We start from the raw sequence: 25085 nt of genomic DNA, 5'->3' as shown, positions 1-25085 counted from the left end.
CATGAAAAAAGGAACATGGATTAGTCTCATCGCGTCTGCGGCGGTGCTCTGCGCGGGAGCGGGCACCGCTGCGTATATACATGCGGAGGTGCCGAAGCAGCTGAGCGGCCTGCCGCTGCTCGCTGATGCAAACGCAGGTGCGCCTAAATCGTTAAAGGATATTATATACGCAACGCAAAAGCTGGTTGTCATGATCGAAACCGAGGACGGAACGCAAGGCTCGGGTTTCGTCTATAACGATAAGGGCGACCTGATAACCAATGCCCATGTGGTTGCCGGGGCCAGCAAGGTTACGGTAAAAACGGCCGATGCGCGTGAGCTTGAAGGAGATGTCATCGGCATAAGTACGGAGACCGACGTTGCGGTTGTGCGGGTTGCCGGACTTGCGGGAGTAGAGCCGCTTGCGATGGTTCGCAAGGAAAAAGCGGAGATTGGCGACGAAGTAATCGCGATCGGCAGTCCGCTTGGCTTCCAGAATACCGTTACAACCGGCATTGTCAGTGGCTTAGGCCGGAGCTTCGAGATCAAGCCTTACACGTATAACGATCTGTACCAGATTTCGGCGCCGATTGCTCCGGGCAACAGCGGCGGGCCGCTGGTCGACAAGAAGACGGGCGAGGTTCTCGGCATCAACTCCGCCGGAATCGAGCAAAGCTCGATTGGATTCAGCATACCGATCGTTAACGTACTGGATATGGCCGAGGCGTGGTCGGAGCATCCGATGAAGACCTTGCCGGAATGGAAGCCGGCCGAGGAGGACAGTAACGTTAAGAAGGATGCGTCGATTACCGAGTATGCGGAATATTTGGTTACCCACTTTTACGATAGTCTTAATAATGCCGACTATGTTTACGCTTATTCCTTGCTTGGCGGCAACTGGAAGCTTGGCACCAGCTACGAGGTGTTCCGTCAGGGTTACATGATGACCCGGAACGTGGTTATCGACAACATCCATGTCACGAAGGAAAGCAACGACGAGGCGATCGTAACGGCAATCATTTCGGTTGATGAACGGGTGGACGGGGAATACCGGCTCAGCAAATATCAGGTAACCTACGATGTTGGCTACGAGAACGATCAGCTAAAGCTGATCAGCGGCAAGGGCAAAGTCATTAAGCAAGGGGAAGAGCAGGATAAGCCTGCCAAGGCTAAATGAGATTGAACGGGTTGAAGGAAAGGCCGCGGAGCATGGTTCCGCGGCCTTCCCGCTGTGGATGCAGGATTTGTTTGTTAGCATAGCACGAAACCCCGGATACCCGCGCGGCCTCATTTGGGTATTGGGGTGATCGGGCATTCGACAGATTGGGACAATCGGCTAATCGGGGCAATAAGCGGTAATCAGCTAGTCGCTACAAAGACCGCTCCGACTACATTGCACGGAATACAGTATAATGGAGCATTTGCATGCAGTATCACGGAATATCCTGCACAGAGTGCAGGATATTGGGGTGGGAGTGGGCTATATAGATTCAAATTGTAAGAATATAGTGCACTTTGTGCAGCGTAATTGTATCAGCCCTAACCTAGGGGCTGATTATACTGCATTTCGTGCAATGTGCATCTTACGCTTAGGTATAGAACGGTGAAGCTTATCTTCAAAGGAGGGTACCCGACCTTCGGATGGGTAAATGGGTCAGAAAGTGTAGCCGATAGGCTGACAACGGCCTATCGGCGCGAGAACGGCGCTGAACCGGGGCAATGTTGATGCATGAAAGGCGGAAATCCGCCTTCAGTGGACGAAATAGTCAGAAAATGTACAGTTGAAGGCTGAAAACTGCTTTTTAGGGCAAGGACCGCGCGGAACCGCCCAAAAAAAGCTGCAAGGCCGAATAGGGCCTTGCAGCTCGGATAAATCATGATTTCTCTTCCTTATCATAGGTGGCGAAGTGTTCGGCAACGTTCAGATGGGCAATGTCCTTCAGTTCCTTCGGCAATTCATCCTCTTCGTCAGACCGTCCGGTTACGTTGAAAAACAGCTCGACTGCAACCGTATCAAAGCGCTGTACCGGGAATGTCAGCAGCGTTTGCGGTATGATACGGCCGTTCAAGCGGAGGACACACTGGATTGGTCCGCCGATCGGAATTCCGCTTACCGAAGCAATCTGGCCGTTAAAAGAGAAGCGTACAACGCCGGTTAGTGCAAGCGAATCGCGAATGCTCATGCCAGGCCGGAACGGTACGCGATAAGCGCTCGTCACGTTCGGGAAGAAACGTCCGCCGTTAATGACGACTGTTACAAATGCCGGTCCTGGCCCTGGCGGGAACGGCGGGAAGAACGGCGGGAACGGCCCCGGCCCTGGCGGGAACGGCCCCGGCCCTGGTGGGAACGGCCCCGGCCCTGGTGGGAACGGCCCAGGCCCTGGCGGGAACGGCCCTGGCCCTGGTGGGAACGGCCCAGGCCCTGGCGGGAACGGCCCAGGCCCTGGCGGGAACGGCCCCGGCCCTGGCGGGAACGGCCCAGGTCCAGGAGGTGGCGGAGGCGGTCCAGGCATTAACGTCCGCGTGCCCCCGCAGCCGCAGTTGCTCACAACGGTGTTGTTGCCTTTCCCTTCGATATACTTATAAGTATAGCTGCTCATGCGTTTTGTCAGACTCCTTCGTATGACAGATTAGGCAATCATCCTGATCCATCTTATGCGGCGGATGCCTATCCGTGTGCACGAAGCAGCTGCTGCGGGGAGCATATTGAGACAAAAATAAACAAGGCTGCCCCAAAGGGACAGCCTTGTTCTATTGGAACAACTGCTTATTTAACAGCTGCTTCGTAACGTTTGCCAACTTCAGCCCAGTTTACAACGTTCCAGAACGCTGCAATGTAGTCAGGGCGTTTGTTTTGGTAGTTCAGGTAATAAGCATGCTCCCAAACATCCAGACCAAGAATAGGCGTTTCGCCTTCGAAGATCGGGCTGTCTTGGTTAGGCAGGCTCGATACTTTCAGCTTGCCGTCTTTAACGGACAGCCAAGCCCAGCCGCTGCCGAAGCGAGTTGTAGCTGCTTTTGCGAATTCAGCTTTGAACGCGTCGAAGCCGCCCAGTTCGCTGTCGATAGCTGCAGCAAGTGCGCCGGTTGGAGCGCCGCCGCCGTTAGGGCCGATAACTTCCCAGAACAGGGAGTGGTTTGCATGGCCGCCGCCGTTGTTGCGTACAGCCGTTTTGATTGCGTCCGGAACGATTGCCAGGTTGTTAGCCAGCAGTTCTTCCAGGGACTTGTCTTGCAGCTCAGGAGCTTGCTCCAGAGCAGCGTTCAGGTTTGTAACATAAGTGTTGTGGTGACGACCGTGGTGGATTTCCATTGTCAGAGCGTCGATATGCGGTTCAAGAGCGTCTTTAGCGTAAGGCAAAGCAGGTAATTGATGAGCCATGATTAACAGCCTCCCATAAATAGGTTATGTAAAACTCTTCTCATATTATCCCTTATCCGAGTACATAAATCAACATTAATGTTGCGAAAGTCGAATGGTGACGGACAAAGTCGTACAAGATGTAGAATGTCACGTAAGTCATGGAAATATGCAAAAACGTTAGAAAACGAGCCGAATCCAGAGCAAACAGCCAATAAATACATGTAAGCGCTTAAAATAAAGCGTTTTCAACGTAATTTAGCAAATTTCTTTAAAATTTTTAAGTTATTTTTAAGACTAAAGGAGGATTTCGTTAAAAAATGTCGTAAAATATATAAATGCAGCACTATGACAAGGTATAGAAGGTGTATAATTAATGAACGTTCGTTCCTTCCAGTTGTCTGACTACAGACCTGTCACTACACTCCTTGAGGAAGTATTGTCTGAAGAGTGTTACGAACAAACGATGGAAGCTTTTGCGCGTCAATTGTCATGGGACAGTGAGCTTGTACTTGTCGCTGTCGAACAGTCGGAAATTGTAGGTATGATCATCGGCACGATTGATAATAACAAGGGTTATTACTATCGTATCGCTGTTCATACGGAGTATCGCCGCCAAGGAATTGGCAAGGGCCTTATACAAGCTTTGCGGCAGCGCTTCGAGCAGCGCAACGTTTCCAAAATATTAATTACCGCCGACGAGCATAATGAACCGGTGTTGCCGTTATATGAAGCGATGGGTTATGCTTCGAACGACTTTTTCCGTTCATTCCAAAAATTAAGTATTGTAGCAGGCTAAACGGCTTCCAAATTCAGCCTATTAGCCATATTGTGCAGGGCATATCTGCATCGCCATTGCTTTTGGCGGTCAGATATGCTTTTCTATTTAAAAGGACTATTGTTTGGAACATACGAATAGGGCGTTTGATCCGCCCTTGGCCCGTTTCACAATAAGTAAGGAGAGGCGTCATGGACATTTATCGGCACTGCGTTATCAAAAGCTTCAAGCACGACGGTCATATTCACCGAACATGGCAGCGCAACTACCTTGTGCCGGCGGAACGGCTTGCGCCGGTGCACCGGGATAACCAAATCATTGTGCTTATAAATCGTCAGACGCCAATATTGGAATCCGACGGCAAGCAATGGATCAGCCGCGTGCCCGCGGTATCGTTCTTTCTTCCGGGTGAATGGTTTAATGTCGTAGCGCTGCTGGAAGACAGCGGCATCCGTTACTATTGCAATATCGCATCTCCACCCTATTTGCAGGGGGATGTGCTTACTTATATCGATTATGATCTGGACGTGATCCGGACGACCGAAGGCAACCGTTATGTCGTGGATCAGGACGAGTACCAGATGCACAAGCTGGCTTACCATTATCCGCAGATGGTGGAGGACAAGGTTCAGCAAGGACTGGCAGCGCTGCTCAAACGGATGGATGAGGGAGCGGTGCCTTTCCACGATGACATTGTCCAAAGCTACTATGCTGACTGGCACGGCACTTGCGGGGAAAGTGAGGGGTAGGCTGTGAGTGTATCCCCTTCGGATCTGAATGAAACCGCCCCGCGGGAAGCTCGCGAAAAGCCGCATTGGTTCAAGGAAGTGCTGGAGTGGGCGAAGACCATTACGATTTCTTTTCTGATCGTTATGGTGCTGCACCTGTTTGTCTTTAATCTATCGACTGTCGAAGGTCATTCCATGGAGCCGACGCTTCAGGACCGGGAGTGGCTGTTCGTGAATAAAGCGGCTTATCTGATCGGTAATCCCAAGCTTGGGGATATCGTTATTCTCGAGGATCCTTCCGCTTACGGCACCGAAAAAGATTATTTGGTGAAGCGGGTTGTTGGCATGGCGGGCGACCGCATTGAAATTTACAATAAACAGCTGTACCGCAACGGGGAAAAGGTATCGGAGGCTTATACCGATGTCGAAATCGAGGATCTGGACTTTATGCCGGTTATTGTCCCGAAAGGGCAATATTTCGTTATGGGGGACAACCGCCATGCGAGAGCCAGCAAAGACAGCCGGATATTCGGCACCGTACCGCGTTCCATGATCCACGGCAGAGCGGATTTTATATTATGGCCTATCAAACAGGCAAAGGCGTTATAGGCTTTGAGAATTGCTCTTTAAGCATATGCTTTTCGAAGTAAGAATTGCTTCGCAATTCTTTAAGCGTACGCTTTCGAAGTAAGAATTCCTTCGCAATTCTTTAATCGTACGCTTTCGAAGTAAGAATTGCTTCGCAATTCTTTAAGCGTATGCTTTCGAAGTAAGAATTGCTTCGCAATTCTTTGTAGGAGATGGTCGAATGAAGGAAGTAACGATTTATACGGACGGCGCCTGCTCGGGGAACCCGGGGCCGGGCGGCTGGGGAGCGGTTCTGTTCTACGGTGTCCACCGGAAAGAACTTTCCGGGGGCGAGAAGCATTCGACGAACAACCGGATGGAGATTCAGGCGGTTATTGAAGCGCTGAGCCTTCTGAAGGAGCCGTGCAAAGCAAAGATATACAGCGATTCCGCTTATGTCGTGAACTGCTTCCAGAAGGGCTGGATTCATGGCTGGATGCGCAATGGCTGGAAGAACAGCAAGAAGGAGCCGGTAGAGAATCAGGATTTGTGGAAAATCCTATGGGATCTGATGAAGCGCCATCAGGTGGAATACATCAAAGTAAAAGGGCATAGCGACAACGAGTGGAATAACCGGTGCGACGAGCTTGCCCGCGAAGCGATTAGACGGTTGTGAATTTAAAGGAAGGGAGCCGGGTGCTGATGGACGGCAGCCGCTGGATATTGTTGAAAGAAGAATTACGCGAAGCGGCGGCAAGCCTTGGCATCGACAAGATTGGCTTTGCTTCCGCCGATCCGTTTACCGAGTTGAAAACAAGGCTGATCCGGCATCGCGAGCTTGGCCGCGAGTCGGGCTTCGAGGAGCCGGATTTGGACAAGCGGACCAATCCGGCTCTGCTGTTTGATAATCCGCAATCGATCATCGCGATTGCCGTCGCTTACCCGGCGAAGCTGCCTAATCCGCCAAAGTCGGAACCGGGAGCCCGGCGCGGTATTTTGTCGCGTTCCGCTTGGGGCGACGATTATCATAAGGTGCTGCGGGACCGGATGGCGAGGCTTGAGGCCTGGCTGAAGGAACGCGTTCCTGAAGCTCGGTTCGAGAGTATGGTCGATACGGGCGCCTTGTCGGACCGGGCGGTTGCCGAGCGTGCCGGAATCGGCTGGAGCGCGAAGAACTGCTCGATCCTAAGCGAGGACCTAGGCTCATGGATTTACCTTGGCGAGATGATCACGAATATTCCGTTCGAGCCGGATACGCCGGTGACGGAGGGCTGCGGGGAGTGCACCAAATGCATCGACGCATGCCCGACGGACGCGCTGGTTGGTCCGGGACAACTGGATTCGAATAAGTGCATCTCGTTTATTACGCAAACCAAAGGCTTTATCTCCGATGAATACATGCGCAAGATCGGCAACCGGCTGTATGGCTGCGATACCTGCCAGACGGTCTGCCCCGTGAACCGGGGCAAGAACTGGACCCATCAGCCGGAGCTCCAGCCGGATCCGGAGCTGGTCAAGCCGCTGCTCGTGCCGCTGCTGACGATCGGCAACCGGGAATTCAAAGAACGTTACGGCCACACTTCCTCCGCTTGGCGCGGCAAGAAGCCGATTCAGCGCAACGCGGTTATCGGTCTGGGCAACTTTAAAGAGAAGAGCGCCGTGCCGGATTTGATCGGCGTGCTGAAGGACGATACGCGTCCGGTGCTGCGCGGAACGGCTGCTTGGGCACTCTCCCGGATAGGCGGCGACGAAGCGATGGAAGCCTTGATCGAGGCGCTGCCGAAGGAGTCGGACGAGGAAGCCAGAGCCTATTTGGAGCGTGCGATTGCCAGTCTGGAGGCTGACCGCCTTAGAGCGGAAGAAGGAGCTTCCATCCCGCGCGAAAGCTAGGAAAATTTACTTCCGCGGGACGTTTGCGAATGCCTGCTTTACATGCTATTATAGGGGTCATTATAGACTATAGGCTGGATTAGTAGAAAGGGCCGGGTGAGTTCGTAATTATGTGGAACATCATTATTCCGATTGTAACTTTAATCGTAGGGGTTGCAGGCGGATTTTTTATCGGGGTATTCTACCTGCGCAAGCAGCTTGAGAAGATGCAAAGCGACCCTGAAATGATTCAAAAAATGGCCAAACAAATGGGCTACAACTTGAACAAACAGCAAATGAATCGTGCACAGCAAATGATGAAAAATCAGAAAATGCCACGAAAATAAAGTGCGGTCAGTTGGTAGTAGCCGGAGAGGTGGTACGAAATGGCGGGGATGAAAGACTACGTCAATTCGGCGGTATCGCGCAACCGGGAGCAAATCGAGCATCATGTTAAAGAAATCTTGAAGCTGGTTGGCGAAGACGTCGAAAGAGAAGGGCTGCTGGAGACACCGGCTCGCGTTACCCGGATGTATGAAGAGATTTTCGCGGGCTACGAGGTAGATCCGCGCGAGGTGCTGGGCGTTACCTTCGACGAGCAGCATGAAGAGCTTGTTATTGTCAAAGACATTGTTTATTACAGCCAATGCGAGCATCATATGGCGCCGTTCTTCGGGAAGGTGCACATCGGATATATTCCAAGCGGCAAAATCGCCGGTCTCAGCAAGCTTGCAAGACTGGTTGAAGCGGTATCGAGAAGACTCCAGGTGCAGGAGCGGATTACGACGCAGATTGCGGACATTATGCAAGAAGTGCTGAAGCCGCAGGGCGTGATGGTAGTCGTTGAAGGCGAGCATCTGTGCATGTGCGCCCGCGGCGTGAAAAAGCCGGGCAGCAAGACGGTTACGTCGGCCGTTCGCGGCGTGTTCTCGGACAGTGCGCTTCGTTCGGAGTTTCTGTCTCTGCTCAAGCAATAGCAGGTTTAAAAATAAAAGGCCACTGCGGCATCAAATTGTGTTTCGAACACTTGATGCTGCGGTGGCTTTTTTGAAATATAAGAAAGTATAAGTTTTTTTATACTGTGCTTATATTTCATTCGCGAAACGTAGGCTGCCCCTCCTAAGGACGGCACAGCCGTTTACGCTTGTCATCCTATAAGGGCTGTATGCTAAGTGGTTTTCGTATTGTCTTTGGCAGGATGTAATTCCTGGAACTGCTGATCAACCTGACCGAGGAAAAGGGCCGCGCGCTGGATGTATTCGGTTGGCGAAGCGCGGAAGAGCATTTCGTGCTGGCCGTTTGGTACGATCCAGGAGCGGGACAGCGGATTCGTCTGATCCGCCGCTATCTGCTCGGCTAACTGGTAAGGAGCTTTGGCATCGCTTGTGCCATGCATAATGTAGAGCGGTATATTAAAGGATTTCGTTAATATTTGATCAACCGGTACTTGCTTCAGGCTTGTGCCCGACCAGGTTGGGAGCAGCATTTCGATCAACTGCTTGGACGGGAACTTCGGAAGCGGCAAAATTTGCGTCACGTTATGGAACATCGTATCGGCCGTTGCCAGGAAGGTGCTGTCCAGAATCATCGCGTCGATATCCTTCGTCTGAAGCGCGGCCTGGAGAGCCGTGCCCGCTCCCATCGAGAAGCCCCATACGACTATCTCTTGGGCGCCCCGGGACTTGGCGAAGTTGACGGCTGCGAGCAGCTGCTGCGATTCTTCAATCCCTGCGGTAGCCGGCGCTTTGTATTTCTGCGAGGCATAGCCGTAATCAAAAAGCACCACATTATAGTGAAGCCCGTGAAGCAGCTTGGTCAGATCATACATGGGTACCCAATCTTCTTCGCGGTTCGCGCCGTAGCCGTGGCTAAAAATAACGGTGCGTTCCGATTTTGCCGTGGAGCTTGCCAGAACAGCGTCGGAATCATTGTCCGAGGCGGGTACATACCAGCCGCTGACAGTTGTTTTTCCGCTGGCGCTCGGGAATAAAATATCTTCGTAATCGAGGCCGGCAGCGGCCTTCGGGTTGGAAGTAAGCGGGGCTACATAAGGATAAGTCAGCATCCAGGCCACATATCCGTAGAAGACGAGAACAAGCAGTAAGCATAAAGCCGTGAATGAAGCAACCAGCGCGATGAAGAAATGCTTGCGCGTCTTCGCTTGCGGTCGCTGTTTCTGCAGTCCGCCATCAAGCGGAAAAGGCTGCAGCGTTTGAGGAAAGCCGGTTTCAAGCGGCATTGGTGTCATCATTGTTGTGCTCATCGCATCGTCCCTCCCTCACTACTAACTATGTAAGCGCTATTACATATCTAGTACTTTTATCGTAGACCCGTAGGGTTAGGCCTGTCAATTGATGTCGACGTAATGTTAAGCATTTGTAATCAGGCTGTAATGAAAGATCTTTTCTTTACCATTATCGCTGAATTAAGGTATACTGAATGATAATAAGTTTCATTGTACGAAACCAAAATTTGAGCGGATTAAGGGAGGGCGGACTGGATGGAAGAAGGCAAATCAAATGTACGTGCGGTTGAGCGGGCGCTGGATATTTTGCTCTGTTTCATAGAGGGAACGGATCTGGCAATGTCAGAGATCGCAGATAAGGTAGGCCTGCACAAAAGCACCGTCCACCGCATGCTGGCAACGTTGGAAGACCGCGGCTTCGTAGAGCGTGATCCGTCGTCCGAGCGTTATCACCTCGGGATGCGGATGTGGGAGCTGTCGGCGCATCTGTCCCGCTCGGATGACCAGTCCGTCATCTGGCAGCCGGAGATGGAGCGTTTGCGCGACCGGCTCGGGGAGACGGTTAGTATATATGTACGCGACGGATCGGAGCGCGTGCGGATTCAGGCGGTCCAAAGCAATCAGCCGGTTCGGCGGGTAGCGCCGGTAGGCGCAAGGCTGCCGCTTTATGCCGGTGCATCCAGCAAAGTGCTTATCGCGTATTCGGACCGCTTTGTGCAGGAGCAGATTTTTGGCGATCCGGCTTGGCTGCTCGCGATCGATCTTGACCAGTACAAGCAGCAGTTGGAGGAGATCGTGCAGCAGGGCTATGCGACCAGCTTCGAGGAACGCGAGCCGGGGGTAGCGGCGCTGGCAGCGCCAATCTTCAACCGGCATGGCCAGGTAGCCGCGGCATTGTCCGTGTCCGGACCATCCAGCCGTCTAACGATGGAGACGATGCGCGAGTATTCGACGGTTCTAATCGAATTCGCAAAGCGTATGGGCACTATGATCAAATAAATTTAAGATACGCAATATAATAAAACGGGCAGTCCATCCGGAGAAGATGGGCTGCCCGTCTTATTATATTGCGTGGTTACGTTGATAGGATTCCGCTTAAGCTTATTAAACTGCTAAAGTGCAGTTAAAAACCGCATTAAGGTAGTAGTAAGTCTGTCCTAATGCGAAAATGCAGGTAAAAATCAGAAATGGCGCTTGTGGGACCAGCATCATGCTGATTTACCTGCACTTTTACATCAGATAGGTGGGGAGAGGTTTTGGGCCTTAATAACCTGCACTTTTACAGGTTGATCAGCAAATAGAAGAGGCTGCCCCATCGCGGGGCAGTCCCTGAACTTTACGGGCGCGCGGCCAGTCCCTACATAATTTGGCGGAGCACGGTTTGCAGGATCCCGCCGTTGCGGTAGTAGTCGACGTCGACCATGGAGTCGAGACGGACGGTGACGTCGAACTCGGTTACCTTGCCGTCTTCGCCGGTCGCTTTGACATGGACTTTCTGACCGGGCTTCACGTCATTCGACAGACCCGAAATATCAATCGTCTCGCGGCCCGTCAGGCCAACGGTCTTCCAGCTTTGGCCTTCAAGAAACTGAAGTGGAAGCACACCCATGCCAACCAGGTTGGAACGGTGAATCCGTTCGAAGCTTTCGGCGATAACCGCTTTGACTCCTAGCAGCAAGGTGCCTTTTGCCGCCCAGTCGCGGGAGCTGCCCGTGCCGTATTCCTTACCCGCGATGACGACAAGGTTCGTTCCGTCCTTCTGATACTTCATCGAAGCGTCATAGATGGACATCACTTCGTTTGTCGGCAGATAGGTCGTAACGCCGCCCTCCGTACCGGGCGCGACTTGGTTGCGGATCCGGATGTTCGCAAACGTGCCGCGCATCATGACCTCGTGATTTCCGCGGCGGGAGCCGTAAGAGTTGAAGTCCGCCCGTTCAACATTGTGGTCGGTCAAATATTTGCCTGCCGGGCTGTCGGCTTTGATGTTACCCGCGGGGGAGATATGGTCCGTCGTTACGGAATCGCCAAGCAGAGCCAATATGCGTGCCGAAGGAATATTTTCAATGTCGCCGACATCCTCGCTCAGATTCTCGAAGAACGGAGGGTTCTGGATGTAAGTCGAATCCGGATCCCATTCGTAGCTTTCGCCCTTAGCTACTTCAAGTGCGTTCCAGCGTCCATTTTGCGTGAAGACGTTGGCGTATTTATCACGGAACATTTCGGGACGGACGGCCGATTTGATCGCTTCATGCACCTCTTCATTGGTCGGCCAAATATCCTTCAAGAAAATCTGCTTGCCGTCTGCGCCCGTGCCGATCGGGTCCTTTGACAGATCGATATTTACCGTGCCGGCAAGAGCGAAAGCGACGACAAGCGGCGGCGACGCCAAATAGTTGGCCCGGACCTGGGCATGAATGCGGCCTTCGAAGTTCCGGTTGCCGGAAAGCACCGCCGCCACCGTCATATCATTGTCGGCGATCGCTTTGCTCACCTCATCAGGAAGCGGTCCGGAGTTGCCGATGCAAGTGCCGCAGCCATAGCCGGTGAGGTGGAAGCCAAGCGCCTCCAGAGGCTCCATTAGACCCGCGCGCTCGAAATATTCCGTTACGACCAGCGAACCCGGCGTAAGAGAGGTTTTGACGTAAGCCGGCACTTTTAATCCGAGCGCTACCGCTTTCTTGGCGACAAGTCCGGCGCCCAGCATAACGCTTGGGTTAGACGTATTGGTACAGCTGGTTATGGCGGCAATGACAACGGCGCCGGTGCCCATTTCGCTCTCCCGGCCGTCTTTATGGTGAACCTTCACTCTTTGATTTTTATTTTCTTCGCTTAAGCCATAGCCGCCTTTATCAACGGACAGGTTGATAATATCGTTAAAAGCTTCCTTGAGATGAGTGAGCTCCACGCGGTCCTGCGGACGTTTTGGTCCCGCAAGGGATGGCACAACGGTGGATAGATCAAGCTCCAGCGTGTCCGTAAACACCGGATCCGGCGTTTCATCGGTACGGAACATGTCCTGTGCCTTATAGTAAGCCCGGACCAACTCAATCTGCTCTTCATCCCGTCCCGTATCCCGCATGTACCGGAGCGTTTCCTCATCCACCGGGAAAAAGCCGATCGTCGCCCCGTATTCAGGCGACATATTCGCCACCGTTGCGCGGTCGGCCAAGCTGATGTTCGACAGGCCGGATCCGTAAAACTCGACAAACTTGCCGACAACGCCTTTTTTACGAAGCATCTGAGTAACCGTTAAAGCCAGGTCGGTTGCGGTGGAGCCTTCGGCTAAACTGCCGGTCAGCTTAAAGCCGATAACCTCCGGCATGACAAAATAGAGCGGCTGCCCCAGCATCCCGGCTTCCGCCTCGATCCCGCCTACACCCCAGCCCACAACGCCAAGGCCGTTGATCATCGTGGTATGGGAGTCGGTGCCGACCAGAGAGTCCGGAAATACAACCGTGTCTTCGCCAATCTTCTTGATTGCGGCGACAGAGGCCAGATACTCCAGATTGACCTGATGCACGATACCGGTGTCGGGAGGCACCGCCCGAAAATTATCGAAAGCCGTCTGCGCCCATCGAAGGAAGCGGTATCGTTCTTCGTTGCGTTTGAATTCAAGCTTGATGTTGTATTCGAGCGCTTCCGGAGTACCGAAGGAATCGATCATAACCGAGTGGTCGATGACAAGGTCAACCGGAACGAGCGGATTGATCTTTTTTGGATCGCCGCCGGCACGCTTGACGGTATCGCGCATCGCGGCCAGATCGACGACGACAGGGACGCCGGTGAAATCCTGCAGGAGGATGCGCGCTGGAATAAACGGAATTTCTTTATCGATCCGGCCGTTAGCCCAAGAAGCAATCTGCTTCACATGCTCTTCGGTTATCGCACGGCCGTCGAATTGGCGGACAGCGGCTTCCAGCAGCACTTTAATGGAGAAGGGCAGCTTCGATACAGGGCCCAGCCCTTGCTTCTCCAGCCCCGCGATCGGGTAATACGCATAGGTTTTGCCGGCAGCATCCAGCGTGCTGCGCTGCGCAAAAGGGTTGTTCGTGGACATTTTCTTACCTCCTAAAAAAATGCGAAAATAGGCTGTGAGATGCTTTCGTAAGCATGCGCTGAAGTTGTACGCAATGCCGGATATTTTGCCGTCTCTGGTAGTGTTCCCAAGCCCCCTGGCGATTGTTACATGAAATCTTACATTTGCTCATATAATGAACCAGCAAATACAGGAATGGGAGGGGTAGCCATGTCTACGCGATCGGATCAATCAAGGAATCATCCCGACAAGCAGCGGCCAAGCAAAGCTCTAGTGCTCCAGCCGGCGGCGGTACGCACAAGTCAGCCGTCCGGGTTCTTAATGAAGGCGGATGAGCCGGAACCACCGCAGCGTCCTTCTGGCGAGGCGCCGGAATATGCCGCCCGTGAACAGCGGAGCAGCAATCATCAACTACCAACCGCCGGGCTACCCGTCCAGTCCGCACCTACAAAGTCTGCCCAGCCGTCTGCCGGACATACCGCCGGCAAGCAGGCCGGGGCGAAGCTTTCCTCATTGCTCCGTTCCACCGAGCAGTCGGTCGCCGGGAAAAGGGAGAAAGCCGGGGAGTGGAAGTCCGTTATATCCCAATATGTGAACTTATATAATAAAGCCGAGACAGATCAGCATTATGCCGCTCTCGATGATTATATCGAAGACAAAGACCACTGCCAGAGGCTTCGTTACCGGCTGGAGCGGCTGCGGGAGAGAGATCTGTACCGCGGCGTGCTTCCCGCGAGGGGAGAGACCAAAGCGGAGCTCATCAAAGTCAACGAATCTTTCGCCGAAGTATCCGTATTGGTGAAGCTTCATATTAAAAGGCAGATGGAGCAGTCAGGGCTTTATTATCTGGAGGAGCGGACCGAAGTCGAGCGGTTATGGCTGAATCAGTCGGGAGGCGCCTGGCGCATCTTCCGGATCGAGCCCGTCATTGCCGAGCGGAGGCCGCGGTTTGGCGTTTCCGAGTATACCGCAGCGATGGAGGAAGAGCTGGATCAGACCCATGAAGCCTCCGTCTTCCGTTCAACTCCTTTTTTAAATTTGGATCAATATCCCCAGTTGAAGCAGCGGGTCAAAGGCATTCCTTACCGCCGCGAGCTGGCCGCAGCTTATGCCGACAGATGGTGGAATGAAGGGAACCCGGCTTACGAGGAGTTCGAGGTGAATTGCACTAACTATATTTCCCAGTGTCTCTTTGCAGGCCACGCGCCTATGAACTATACTGGTAAAAGAGAAAGCGGCTGGTGGTACAAGGGCCGAAACGGCGGCAAGGAATGGTGGAGCTACAGCTGGGCGGTATCCAATGCGTTGACTAGTTACTTGTCTGGCAAACGCAGTTCCGGACTGCACGCAACCGTTGTTCATTCGGTGGAAGAGCTGCAGCTTGGCGACGTCATTACGTACGACTGGAACGGAGACAACCGCTATCAGCACAGTACCATTATTACCGCCTTCGATGCGGCCGGCATGCCGCTCGTGAACGCGAATACCGTTCCGAGCCGCCACCGGTTCTGGGATTATCGCGATTCCTATGCTTGGACCGAGCAAACGAGATACCGTTTTTTTCATATTGCGGACCACTTCTAAAAATAACATACCGGAGGATACCTAATGGGGCAGAAAGTACACTTAGGGTTGATTTACGGAGGGAAGTCGGGAGAGCATGACGTGTCGCTGCGGACGGCATTTGCGGTGATGGGAGAGCTTGATTACGCAAAATATGAAATAACGCCTTTTTATATTACCAGGCTAGGCGAATGGAGAGTGGGATCGATGCTTGGCGGGCAGCCGGGAGCAATCGACGAGCTTCGCCTTGAGCCGGTGGACGGGGCACCGGTGCCGGTTATACCGGACCTTCCGCTCGCCCCGCTCCTCGACCGCTTGGCCGGCGGTGCGCTGGCGGGCGGGGGACAGCCGATTGATGCTGTTTTCCCGCTGCTCCACGGTACCTTCGGAGAGGACGGGACGATTCAGGGTCTCCTCGAAATTGCGGACATCCCTTATGTCGGGGCGGGGGTTCTGGCCTCCGCTGCAGGGATGGACAAGATTACGATGAAGAAGATATTCGCCTACGAGGGTCTGCCGCAATGCGTCTTCCGGTATTTCAACCGGGCGCAGTGGGAGAAGGACGCCTCTTTTTTTATTATGGAATGCGAAGTAGCCTTAGGTTACCCTTGTTTCGTAAAGCCGTCCAACCTCGGGTCCAGCGTAGGCATAACCAAGGCCAAAAACCGCGAGGAGCTGATCGCGGCCATCGATTTCGCTTTCCGGTTCGACCGCAGGGTTATCGTAGAGGAGTTCGTGGATGCCCGGGAGATCGAGGTAAGCGTGCTTGGCAATGACGACCCGAAGGTATCCGTGCCGGGGGAAATTGCTCCGTCCAATGAATTTTACGACTACAAAGCGAAGTATGTGGACGGCAAGTCCACCATTCATATTCCGGCGAATATTCCGAACAAGACCGCGGAAGCGGTACGGGATATGGCGCTCCGTGCTTTTCTGGCGATTGACGGGGCTGGGCTGTCGCGAGTTGACTTTTTCCTTCGCAAGACGGACGGCCGGCTGTTCGTTAACGAAGTGAACACGATGCCGGGCTTTACGCCAATTAGCATGTACCCGCTTATGTGGAAGGAGTCGGGCCTGCCGTACAAGGATTTGCTGGATAAGCTGATCGAGCTGGCGTTCAAGCGTTATGCGGATAAACAGACGATCGATTACGGGGGCAGCGGCGGCAACTAAACGAATCTTTAGTTCAGACTATAAGGAAAAGAGGGATTGGGATGGGTTTCGCAACAGAGTTTAATTCCGTGTGCAAATTCAAATCGGAGCAAGAGCTGTATGAATTGCTTGAATACGGTAGGGGCAAAATGGTGAAGAGCGGGTTTCGCGTCTTCCCGACCGGCCAGAAAGTAATCGCGTATACGCCTAATAACGAAGCGATTGCGATCGTTCGCATCCTCGCCTCGATTGCGGAAATTAATTTCCAAGGCGAGGAAGTGACGGAAGTGGAGATGGAGCTGGTGCGCAAGCTGACGGAAGAGGAGGCGCGCATTCAGACGGCTCTCGCGTACGAGATGTTTTTCGGAGAGAGGGTATAATGGAATATGATCGTCCGGTTCGGATTTGTCGCCATGAGCACGATTATAGAGAATGCTTCACCTTCTCGGACGATGACGTTTGCGAACTTCAGCAAGCTCAATGACCGGGAAGCCGGAATAAGGAAGTTGGAGCGGATTGCGGAGGAAAATCTGCATAACACGCTTCGGATCATGAAGCATGCCAATGCCCATGATATCCATATGTACCGGTTCTCGTCCAAGCTGATTCCGCTCGCAACGCATGAGGATCTTCTGGACTGGGACCCGTTCCCCGTCCTTCGTCCGCCCTTGAAAGAGATTGGCGATTATGCGAAAAAGACGGGGATGAGGACTTCCTTCCATCCCGATCATTTCTGCGTATTCAGCACGAATCGGCCTGATGTCCTGGTCAAATCGGAACGGGATCTCGATTACCATATTCGGATGCTTGAAGCGATGGAGCTGCCGGAGACGGTGAAATGCAATATCCACATGGGTGGAGCCTATGGCGATAAGAAGCTGTCCGGCGAGCGTTTCGTCCAGCAGTTTGGCGCATTGTCTGAACGGTACAAGCATCGGGTTACGCTCGAAAATGACGATAAAACGTTTGATGTGAGGGAAACGATTGCGGCTGCCGAAGCCGTTGGCGTTCCCATGGTCCTCGACATCCACCATCATGCGGTGAACAGCGGGGATGTCGCAATGGACGAGCTGTCCGGCGGATTGTGGCCGCGGATTGCCCGTACGTGGACGCTGGAGGAGCAGCGTCTTGGCCTTGAAGAAGGCGGGCTTCCGCCCAAAATCCATGCTTCAAGCCCCAAAAGCCTATCCGATCCGCGGGGGCATGCCGATTACGTGGAGCCGGAGCCGCTGGTGCAGTTTCTCCGGAGCATTGCGGCTGCAACGCCGCGGATCGACTGCATGCTGGAGGCGAAGCACAAGGATGGAGCGCTGCTCAAGCTGATGGAGGACTTAAAGGAAATGGCCGCGCAAGGAAACGGAATCCGGATCCTGGACGGCGGTACCGTGCAGATCGACCCTTAAGCGATAACACCGTCAAGTACCGCCGGAACAGGACGGCATTGACGGTGTTATTTTGTGAACGGATGATACATAGTTTCTAGAGACATCATGAGCGGGAAAGCGGTGAAGGTTACGTGTTGGAATGGATTCTGCTGGTGCTGCTTGGCGTTGTTGCAGCGATGTTTGGCAGTATAGTCGGTCTAGGCGGCGGCATTATTATCGTACCGGTGCTTATGCTGCTGGGACCGCAGCTGACGGGAGGCGAGATTAGTCATGCAACGGCGGTGGGCACCTCGCTGACGATGCTTATTATTACGGCGCTTGCCTCTACGCTAAGCTATGCGAAGAAGAAGCTGGTAGATTTCAAGAGCGGCTGGATGTTTTTTATTACAAGCGGACCTGCGGCTATGATCGGTTCGGCGCTGACCAGCCGGTTTCAAGGTGCCGCTTTTTCGCTGTCCTTCGGTGTTTTTATGCTGCTTATGGCAGGGCTGCTCGTTGCGCGCGATTACTTAAAGCCCATCAACCGGGAATGGCCGATCCAACGTACGATAGTAGATGCCAAGGGGCAGGAGCATACGTACGGTTACGCGATTGTTCCCGCGCTGGCCATCGGGTTTGCGGTGGGGCTGATATCCGGTTTGTTCGGCATAGGCGGCGGCTCCCTGTTTGTTCCGCTTATGGTGCTCTTGTTCCGCTTCCCGCCGCATACGGCGACCGCAACGTCTATGTTCGTCATCTTTCTTTCATCGATACTGGGGAGCGGGATACACGGCTGGCTGGGAGAGATCAATTATTGGATCGTGCTGGCGCTTGTGCCGGGAGCATGGATCGGCGGCAAGCTGGGAGCGATGATCGCAGGGCAGATGAGCGGAAAAGGGCTGCTTTGGCTGCTGCGGATAACTCTTTTGCTGCTGGCCGCCCAATTAATCTACGAGGGTTTGACGAAGCTTTAACACTACGGTAATATTTTAAAAATATACGAAGTATACATTTTCTCTATACAACTTGCGCGAAACTTGCAGGGGAAGTCGTTCGTATAAGAAATGAACATGCAATTTTTTTAGAACCATTGAAAAGTTAAAAGGCTATGTTTGGTAAAATTATGATGAGAGTAGAGTGATGGACTGTGACTGTAAGTGATCAGCAGGGCACCGTCGTCGGAGGCAAAAGCTTCGCCGCCGTGGCGATTAACTGCGCGGCTAAAGCTGGAGAATGGATTAAGTCTAAGCTAGGAAACTATGAGAAGCTTGATATAAAGTATTCCGCTCATGATTTGGTGACGGAAGTGGACAAAGGCTCGGAGACGCTGATCAAGCGTCTTGTGCTGACGCATTTCCCTCATCATTCCTTCCTCGGCGAGGAAGGCGTTGAACCGGGGCCGGAAGCATCCGCACGCGCGCTGGAGGAAGTAAGCGAAGCCGAATATTTGTGGATTGTCGACCCGATTGACGGGACGACCAATTTTGTGCACGGCTTTCCGTTCTTTGTAGTCTCCATTGCGCTTGCCCATAAAGGCGAGGTTATTCTTGGCGTTGTCTACGATCCGATGCGCGACGAATTGTTTATTGCAGAGAAGGGCAAAGGAGCTTACGTGCACGGCAAGCGGATGAGCGTTTCCCAAGAGGATAGCCTGAAGACGAGCCTTATCGCTACGGGCTTCCCGGCGGATCTGGATTATGCGCTGCCGCTTAACATGAAAGGGCTGCAGGCGCTGGCGCCGCAAGTCCGCAATATCCGCTCGGGCGGTTCGGCAGCGCTTCATATGGCGTATGTCGCGGCCGGACGGTTAAGCGGCTTCTGGGAGATTGGCCTGAACAGCTGGGACCTGGCGGCAGGCGCGCTGCTGATTCAGGAATCAGGCGGAATCGTAACCGATACGCTTGGGCAGCCGTACAACTTAGGCGTCCGCAACGTCGCAGCGTCCAATGGCAAGGTGCATCAGTCTTTCCTTGACGCTCTTGCGGCAGCGGATGCGGTGAAATAACAGTTTGCAAAAACCGGCTATCGGCGATAGCCGGTTTTTTTCCTATGCACCGGCAGTGCCAGTGCCATTTCTTTAGCGGGATAAACCTGGACCGCCAGGTGTTTGAAACGCATGAAATCATTCACTTTTGGACACAGTTTATGAATAATGCCTATAATTTTTAGGACATCAAGGAGTGTAACCTTTTGCTTAAATCCTCCATGATTCGCAACTCGGTTCTCTATATCTTCATTGTAATCGTCATATCCATCCTGATATATGTACCCGCAACAATTGGGCTTGCCGACAATTCGGATTTTAACAGGACAATGAGAGCTTTTGGGCTGTCATCAATCAGTGGGATCAAGTATTGGAGTGCTGATTATCTGTACCAATTATCCAGCCCCGTCAGCGTTTTTCAATATTTCAAAAATATATTCTTACCCGTTAGAGATAACCCTGCGGAATATTACTCAACGCAATTTTTGTTTACGAAAATAGCGCTATTCTTTAACTCCTTAGCCAGCAAGCTTTTCCATCGTGCGCCTAACTTATTTCACCTATTCTTTCAGACCGTACAGTATATTCTCATTTACGCCTTTGCTTTTTTTTTGTTTTTGAAGGAAAAGTGGAAGGACAATGCGTACGCCGATATTGCAGTTAAAGCAATTTTTGCTTTGATTTTTCTAGATTGCGGCTATTTGGTTTATTTTAACTCTTTTTACGGAGAATCAACGACGCTTATTTTTCTTATTCTATCGTTTGCCTTGCTTCTGCATCTTGAAAAAAATAAGAACAGCTATTGGGTTTATATAGGCTTAATCCTGTCTCTTTTTATTTTTTCCGGATCCAAATCGGCCAACTTTCCTTCCACTTTGTTGCTGTGCGTTCCTCTTGTTTATTACGTGATCAAACATGAAGGATTGAAGAAGAAAATCGCGGTCTGCGTTCTAGTCATCGGCATGCTTATTGCATCCTACAGCTACGTTAAGTTAACGCCGCAATGGATGAAAAACGATACGTCCTTTCAATCTGTTTTTTTCGGCGTATTATACAATAATCCGTCGCCGGAGAAGGCTATTCAAGACTTGGGGTTGCCGCGGGAGCTGTCCGGGTTCGAATCCATGAACGCATACAACCGGCAATCCTTGCATCCTGAGAAAAATGATATTGATTTTCAAACGTTGTTTTTTAGTCGCATAAGCCAACTCGAAGTTTTAAAATACTACTTCACGCATCCTGCCTTTTTTGCTGAAAAGCTTGATATAAGCGCAGAGGCAGCCTTGCCCCTTCGGCCTACTTATTTAACCAACATTCATTTATCTTCCCAGCAAGCGGACTTATTGTTCGATGATCGAATGAATGTATGGGAGAGCATTAGAAAGCGTTTCTCCGGCTCAGCTTCTCTGTTTCTAGGTCTTATCCTTGTCCTTTCTGCAGCTAATGTGGTTGCCCTGCTGCGGAGAAAGGCCAGCATATACAGCATCCTGCTGCGGTTGGCGCTGATGGGGGCCGCAGCGGGGCAATTCATTGTCCCCATTGTAAGCAACGGTAACGCGGATTTGCAGAAGCACATGTTTTTATTAAATGTGCATTTGGATATTCTGATTATCGTTTTGCTGCTGGACAATCTTGATTTTAAGAGTCGAACGTTCTGGCGTGTAGGGATTGTCACCGCTGCTTTTTTGATCGTCATTTCCTTTTATTCGAGCAGACCGGAAATGCTGACGCTTGGCCGTATAGCTGGCAAGCCCATTCAATGGTATGTTTTGGAGAAGAATGACGGTTGGGCAAAGGTGATTGCTAAAGACGCTTTATTTCGCAGCGCGTATGATGAAACATCTAACGATTATACGAAAGCAAGCATTCATGAAAGTTTGAACGCCGTTTATATTAATGAATGGTTTACGCATGATGAGCGGAATCGCATTGGTTATGCAGAATATTACGCGATATGCGGCCACAATAATCCGCAGCAGGCAGAAGCAGGGGACCGGCCCCATTACTTTTTTTCGCCCATTAAATATGCCGCTCAGAACAGTGACCGGGCATTTCGGCAAACCTATTCGGCATATTTAACATTGCCGTCAGTAGACGATGTGAAGCAGCTTTTTGACCTATCTAAGACCGCTTCGGTATTACCCGTCGATTATTGGCTTTCCACCCCTTATTACGGCAGCACCAACAAATCGCGAATCGTTTCTTCCGATTATCAGGTCTATCATCGCAAGGTGGATAAGGAACTGGGGATACGGCCGGTTATGTGGGTTAGACTCTGAACCAATGCAAAGAGCTGGCTAATTTGTCACCTTATTCCGATATTCCTGTGGCGTGATGCCAAAATGCTTTTTGAACAGCTGGATAAAGTAGCTTGGCTTCTGATAGCCCAGCATAACCGAGATTTCATAGATTTTCTCATCCGTCTGGGCAAGCAGGTCGGCCGATTTCTCCATCCTCGCGCGCAGCAGGTATTCGCTGATGCCTTCGCCCGTCTCCGTCTTGTAAATCTTCGACAGGTAGGAGGGATTGAGATAAACATGCGCCGAGATGGAGTGAAGGGAGGCCTGCTCCAGATGATTGTGAATGTACTCCTGCACCTTGCGGATAATGCCGGAGCGGGAATCCTTATCCTCCGAATTGACCGATTTCCGGTAGGAATCGATTGTCCGGGCCGTCCATGCGCGCAGTTCGTCAACCGTATGAATCGGGCTGCCGTTTGCAAACGCGTGGAAGTCATCCCCAATCATATCGGACAGCCATTTTTTGTTTTTATGCGCCAGGGCGGCTAGCGTTGCGGCAATCGAGAAGTAGGCTTCCAGCACATGCTCCTGGGACCCCCGCCATTCCTCCTCAATCTCGCGGAAGATCGCTTCAAGCTTCTCGCCGGCGGCATCCCATTGGCCAAGCTCCAGCATCTGCAGCACGGATGGCGGGCGGTACAGCTCGCCAAGCAGCTGCGGGGTGCCGCGCGTCGGCTCCTTTGCGAGCGACACAAACAGCTCTTGCTCGCTGCCGATGAACTGGCGGAAGTTCGTAATGGACGTCTGATAGAGAGGGCCGACATCTTGCGGGAATGTGCCTCTTTTGCTCGTAAGAATGGAGATGCCAACCTTGAGGTACGATTTCACGACATGCTGGAGCTGGAAGGCGTGGCTCTCAATCCATTCATCCAGCTCGCTTGTTAGGGTTGAACCGGCTTTGGCTTTCAGGAGACAAACGATAAAACCGTTCGAATCCTTGCAATGCCACATATCCAGCTGGTCGCCGAATACTTCCTCCGCGATATTGGAAAGCGCATAATCGATTAAGGCCTCGCTTTCTCCGTCATCGTAGAGACGATCTTCATCGTCAATCCGGAGCAGCATCACATGGAAATCGTCGTTCTCTTGGAACGGTACCGTGTAAGTGGCAAGTTTTTTGGACAAGCGCTGCGGGGACAATGACTGCTTGCCGCTCAGCATATCCAGAAGCAGATATTCTCTCAGCTTCGGCAGCTGCTCCCGCAAGGAGTACATCGCACGCTGCATCGAGCTGATCTCCAGCCACTCCTGTTCAAGCTCCTTGATTGCGCGGCGGACCGAAGTCAGCAGCTCGTCGTCCGAAGCCGGCTTCAGCAGATAGTCGCTGGATTTCAGCTTCAAAGCCTGCTTCGTATATTCAAAGTCGGAGTAACCCGATAGCAGAATGCATTTGGTATGCTTCCAGTTCTGCTTGATTTCCTGAATGAGCTCCAGTCCTGTCATGCCCGGCATGCGGATATCCGTAATCACGACATCTATGGCATGCTCATGCAGCAGCCCAATGGCTTCCGGACCGGAATAAGCTTTATGGACAATATCAACGCCGGCTTCCTCCCATGGCAGCATATCTGCCAGATCGTCGGCAAGTATCGATTGGTCGTCTACAATTAGTAGTTGGCGCATTTGTTGTTCCTCCTAAAAGAATTGCGAAGCAATTCTGCTTCGTAAGGATATGCTTTAAGAATTGCGAAGCAATTCTGCTTCGTAAGGATATGCTTTAAGAATTGCTTACGTCATTGGTTCCCGTCACTATCATTAGGCCAATACAGCTCCACGGTAAGTCCGCCGTCATCGCCGCGGATCAGCCGGACTCCGGCTTCCTGTCCGTATTGCAGAGTCATCCGCTGGCGTGTATTCCACAGGGCGCAGCCCTTATCCTCCGTTGGAGGCATCGACATTTGCAGCTTTAATTGGGCCAGCTGCTCTTCCGTTACGCCAACTCCGTTGTCGGTGACGGTTATAACGTTGTACCGGTCGTTTTGCGAGCCGGTAATTCGCACCTCGCCGCCGCCGATCGGCTCGAGGCCGTGCAGAACGGCATTTTCGACGATTGGCTGGAGGATTAAACGCGGAATTTCAAGCTCCTCCATCGCTTCCGGGATCGTAATGACATAGGTCATATCCTGGACGTTCATCGCCTGGATCGCCAGGTAGCTCTTCACCAGCTCCACTTCCTCGCGCAGGTAAGCCAGCTGCCTTTCGGACCTTGTTGTATACCGGTAATACCGGCTGAGATGCAGCGCCAGCTCCATAACGGATTCTTTTTCCCCAAGTCTCGTAAGACTGCGGATCAGAGAGAAGCAATTATAGAGGAAATGCGGATTAATCTGCGACTGCAGCTGCTTCAGGTTGGCATCCCTTGAACGAATCTGCTCCAGGTACACGTTCTGGATAAGCTGCTCGATCTGGGAGGCCATGTCATTAAAGCTGACGAGCAGGAAGTGGAACTCGTTGTTCGGATGGAACACCTTCAGCTTCGGATATTCGCCTTTCTTCAGCTTTTTCACGCCGCGAATCAGCTCCCGGATCGGAACCTGCACATTCGTATACAGCACATAGGCCGCAATCGTACTGCCGATAAGAAGGAACACGATGCAGATGTAAAAGAGATTGCTGTTTGCCGTAATCGGTCTGACAACGTCATCGATAGGCAGGTAGTCAAAAAGATACCAGCCAAGCTCGGGCATGTATACGCTGTTGACGGTATATTCGATGCCGTCAAGCTTAATGCGGGTATACTGCGATTCCGACAGCTTTTCCAAATTCACCTCGGCAAGCAGCTTCTTCTGCAGCCCGGTATCGGAGCCGTTAACCGCGAGAATCTTCCGGTCCGGCGAGGTGAAGAAGACATCTCCCTTGCTGCCCGCCTTGAAGCGCTCAAGCGCTTTCACTAATTCGTCAGCGGCGAAGCTGACTTCGACGATAACTCCCGCATTGCCGGAGGAGCTGTCGTAGGGCTCGCTGAGAAACCTTACAAACCTTGGATTGTTCTGATAATAGGGGGCAACGTTCTCGGTATATTTCCAGACCTTTGAATAGTTTTTCGCTACGAGATCCTTATCGTATCCCAGGTGAAAGTCGGTTGAAACGAAGGTATTCGTGGCCGGCGCATAGATGCTGATCGTTGTATCCCAATCGGAGGAGGCATTAATGAGC

General features: G+C 52.2%; 22 protein-coding genes. 16 read left to right on the top strand and 6 right to left on the bottom strand.

Going from position 1 to position 25085, the window contains the following annotated elements:
* Window position 1: 1 nt before the first annotated feature.
* Entirely contained in the window at window positions 2-1156 is a 1155-nt protein-coding gene (locus tag WFK81_RS27135; protein ID WP_336790121.1) for a S1C family serine protease, read from the top strand.
* Between the two features lie 697 nt (window positions 1157-1853).
* Here WFK81_RS27135 and WFK81_RS27130 read toward each other — a convergent pair.
* Both WFK81_RS27130 and WFK81_RS27125 read right to left on the bottom strand, forming a co-directional pair.
* Window positions 1854-2579: a hypothetical protein gene (locus WFK81_RS27130; protein ID WP_336790119.1), complete on the bottom strand. Its 726-nt coding sequence runs from the start codon at window positions 2577-2579 to the stop codon at window positions 1854-1856.
* 167 nt (window positions 2580-2746) lie between these two features.
* Entirely contained in the window at window positions 2747-3361 is a 615-nt protein-coding gene (locus tag WFK81_RS27125; protein ID WP_116394081.1) for a superoxide dismutase, read from the bottom strand.
* Window positions 3362-3716: 355 nt separating this feature from the next.
* Here WFK81_RS27125 and WFK81_RS27120 point away from each other — a divergent pair, with 355 nt between their 5' ends.
* The 7 genes from WFK81_RS27120 (at window position 3717) to folE (ending at window position 8259) form a co-directional block, all read left to right on the top strand.
* Window positions 3717-4139: a GNAT family N-acetyltransferase gene (locus tag WFK81_RS27120; RefSeq protein ID WP_336790117.1), complete on the top strand. Its 423-nt coding sequence runs from the start codon at window positions 3717-3719 to the stop codon at window positions 4137-4139.
* Window positions 4140-4309: 170 nt separating this feature from the next.
* The gene (locus tag WFK81_RS27115) at window positions 4310-4867 is read left to right on the top strand and encodes a DUF402 domain-containing protein (RefSeq protein WP_336790115.1); all 558 of its coding nucleotides are present in this window, start codon (window positions 4310-4312) and stop codon (window positions 4865-4867) included.
* Between the two features lie 3 nt (window positions 4868-4870).
* Window positions 4871-5455 carry a signal peptidase I gene (lepB, locus tag WFK81_RS27110; protein WP_336790113.1) on the top strand — a complete coding sequence of 195 codons (585 nt, stop codon included), beginning with the start codon at window positions 4871-4873 and terminating at the stop codon, window positions 5453-5455.
* 199 nt (window positions 5456-5654) lie between these two features.
* On the top strand, window positions 5655-6089 hold the full coding sequence (gene rnhA, locus WFK81_RS27105) for a ribonuclease HI (RefSeq protein ID WP_336790111.1): 435 nt from the start codon (window positions 5655-5657) through the stop codon (window positions 6087-6089).
* A gap of 26 nt (window positions 6090-6115) precedes the next feature.
* Window positions 6116-7303: a tRNA epoxyqueuosine(34) reductase QueG gene (queG, locus tag WFK81_RS27100; RefSeq protein WP_336790265.1), complete on the top strand. Its 1188-nt coding sequence runs from the start codon at window positions 6116-6118 to the stop codon at window positions 7301-7303.
* Between the two features lie 110 nt (window positions 7304-7413).
* Entirely contained in the window at window positions 7414-7629 is a 216-nt protein-coding gene (locus tag WFK81_RS27095; RefSeq protein WP_015842433.1) for a YneF family protein, read from the top strand.
* Window positions 7630-7668: 39 nt separating this feature from the next.
* Window positions 7669-8259: a GTP cyclohydrolase I FolE gene (gene folE, locus WFK81_RS27090; protein ID WP_116394087.1), complete on the top strand. Its 591-nt coding sequence runs from the start codon at window positions 7669-7671 to the stop codon at window positions 8257-8259.
* A gap of 191 nt (window positions 8260-8450) precedes the next feature.
* Here the strand turns inward: folE and WFK81_RS27085 are convergent, their stop codons facing one another.
* Window positions 8451-9545, bottom strand: coding sequence for an alpha/beta hydrolase (locus tag WFK81_RS27085; RefSeq protein ID WP_336790108.1), 1095 nt, complete (start codon window positions 9543-9545; stop codon window positions 8451-8453).
* Window positions 9546-9782: 237 nt separating this feature from the next.
* Between WFK81_RS27085 and WFK81_RS27080 the strand changes: the two genes are divergently transcribed.
* Window positions 9783-10526, top strand: a complete 744-nt coding sequence (locus WFK81_RS27080) for an IclR family transcriptional regulator (protein ID WP_336790106.1) — start codon at window positions 9783-9785, stop codon at window positions 10524-10526.
* 358 nt (window positions 10527-10884) lie between these two features.
* Here WFK81_RS27080 and acnA read toward each other — a convergent pair whose 3' ends face one another.
* Entirely contained in the window at window positions 10885-13587 is a 2703-nt protein-coding gene (gene acnA, locus WFK81_RS27075) for an aconitate hydratase AcnA (protein ID WP_336790104.1), read from the bottom strand.
* A 189-nt stretch (window positions 13588-13776) separates the two neighbouring features.
* Between acnA and WFK81_RS27070 the strand changes: the two genes are divergently transcribed.
* From WFK81_RS27070 to wsfD, 7 genes are all read left to right on the top strand, one after another.
* Window positions 13777-15150 carry an amidase domain-containing protein gene (locus tag WFK81_RS27070; protein ID WP_336790102.1) on the top strand — a complete coding sequence of 458 codons (1374 nt, stop codon included), beginning with the start codon at window positions 13777-13779 and terminating at the stop codon, window positions 15148-15150.
* Window positions 15151-15174: 24 nt separating this feature from the next.
* Window positions 15175-16302, top strand: coding sequence for a D-alanine--D-alanine ligase (locus WFK81_RS27065; protein WP_336790101.1), 1128 nt, complete (start codon window positions 15175-15177; stop codon window positions 16300-16302).
* Between the two features lie 41 nt (window positions 16303-16343).
* On the top strand, window positions 16344-16661 hold the full coding sequence (locus WFK81_RS27060) for a hypothetical protein (RefSeq protein WP_015842440.1): 318 nt from the start codon (window positions 16344-16346) through the stop codon (window positions 16659-16661).
* A 6-nt stretch (window positions 16662-16667) separates the two neighbouring features.
* Window positions 16668-17684: a UV DNA damage repair endonuclease UvsE gene (gene uvsE, locus WFK81_RS27055; protein ID WP_336790100.1), complete on the top strand. Its 1017-nt coding sequence runs from the start codon at window positions 16668-16670 to the stop codon at window positions 17682-17684.
* A gap of 116 nt (window positions 17685-17800) precedes the next feature.
* Window positions 17801-18619 (top strand): sulfite exporter TauE/SafE family protein, encoded by an 819-nt coding sequence (locus WFK81_RS27050; RefSeq protein WP_336790264.1) that lies wholly within the window; start codon window positions 17801-17803, stop codon window positions 18617-18619.
* Between the two features lie 173 nt (window positions 18620-18792).
* Window positions 18793-19650, top strand: coding sequence for an inositol monophosphatase family protein (locus tag WFK81_RS27045; RefSeq protein ID WP_336790098.1), 858 nt, complete (start codon window positions 18793-18795; stop codon window positions 19648-19650).
* 185 nt (window positions 19651-19835) lie between these two features.
* Window positions 19836-21908, top strand: a complete 2073-nt coding sequence (gene wsfD / locus WFK81_RS27040; protein ID WP_336790096.1) for a glycan biosynthesis hexose transferase WsfD — start codon at window positions 19836-19838, stop codon at window positions 21906-21908.
* Between the two features lie 18 nt (window positions 21909-21926).
* On the opposite strand, the gene WFK81_RS27035 is transcribed toward wsfD, so the two are convergent.
* A complete protein-coding gene (locus tag WFK81_RS27035; RefSeq protein ID WP_336790094.1) occupies window positions 21927-23552 on the bottom strand; it encodes a response regulator transcription factor in 1626 nt (541 codons plus the stop codon).
* A gap of 110 nt (window positions 23553-23662) precedes the next feature.
* Complete coding sequence (locus WFK81_RS27030; protein ID WP_336790092.1) at window positions 23663-24820, bottom strand: sensor histidine kinase; 1158 nt, start codon at window positions 24818-24820, stop codon at window positions 23663-23665.
* Window positions 24821-25085: the final 265 nt, after the last annotated feature.

The sequence above is a fragment of the Paenibacillus sp. MMO-177 genome (assembly GCF_037147795.1).
Classification (GTDB): domain Bacteria; phylum Bacillota; class Bacilli; order Paenibacillales; family Paenibacillaceae; genus Pristimantibacillus.
Note: the sequence above shows the minus strand (reverse complement) of the source record. Positions and strands in the feature narration are given on the sequence as shown.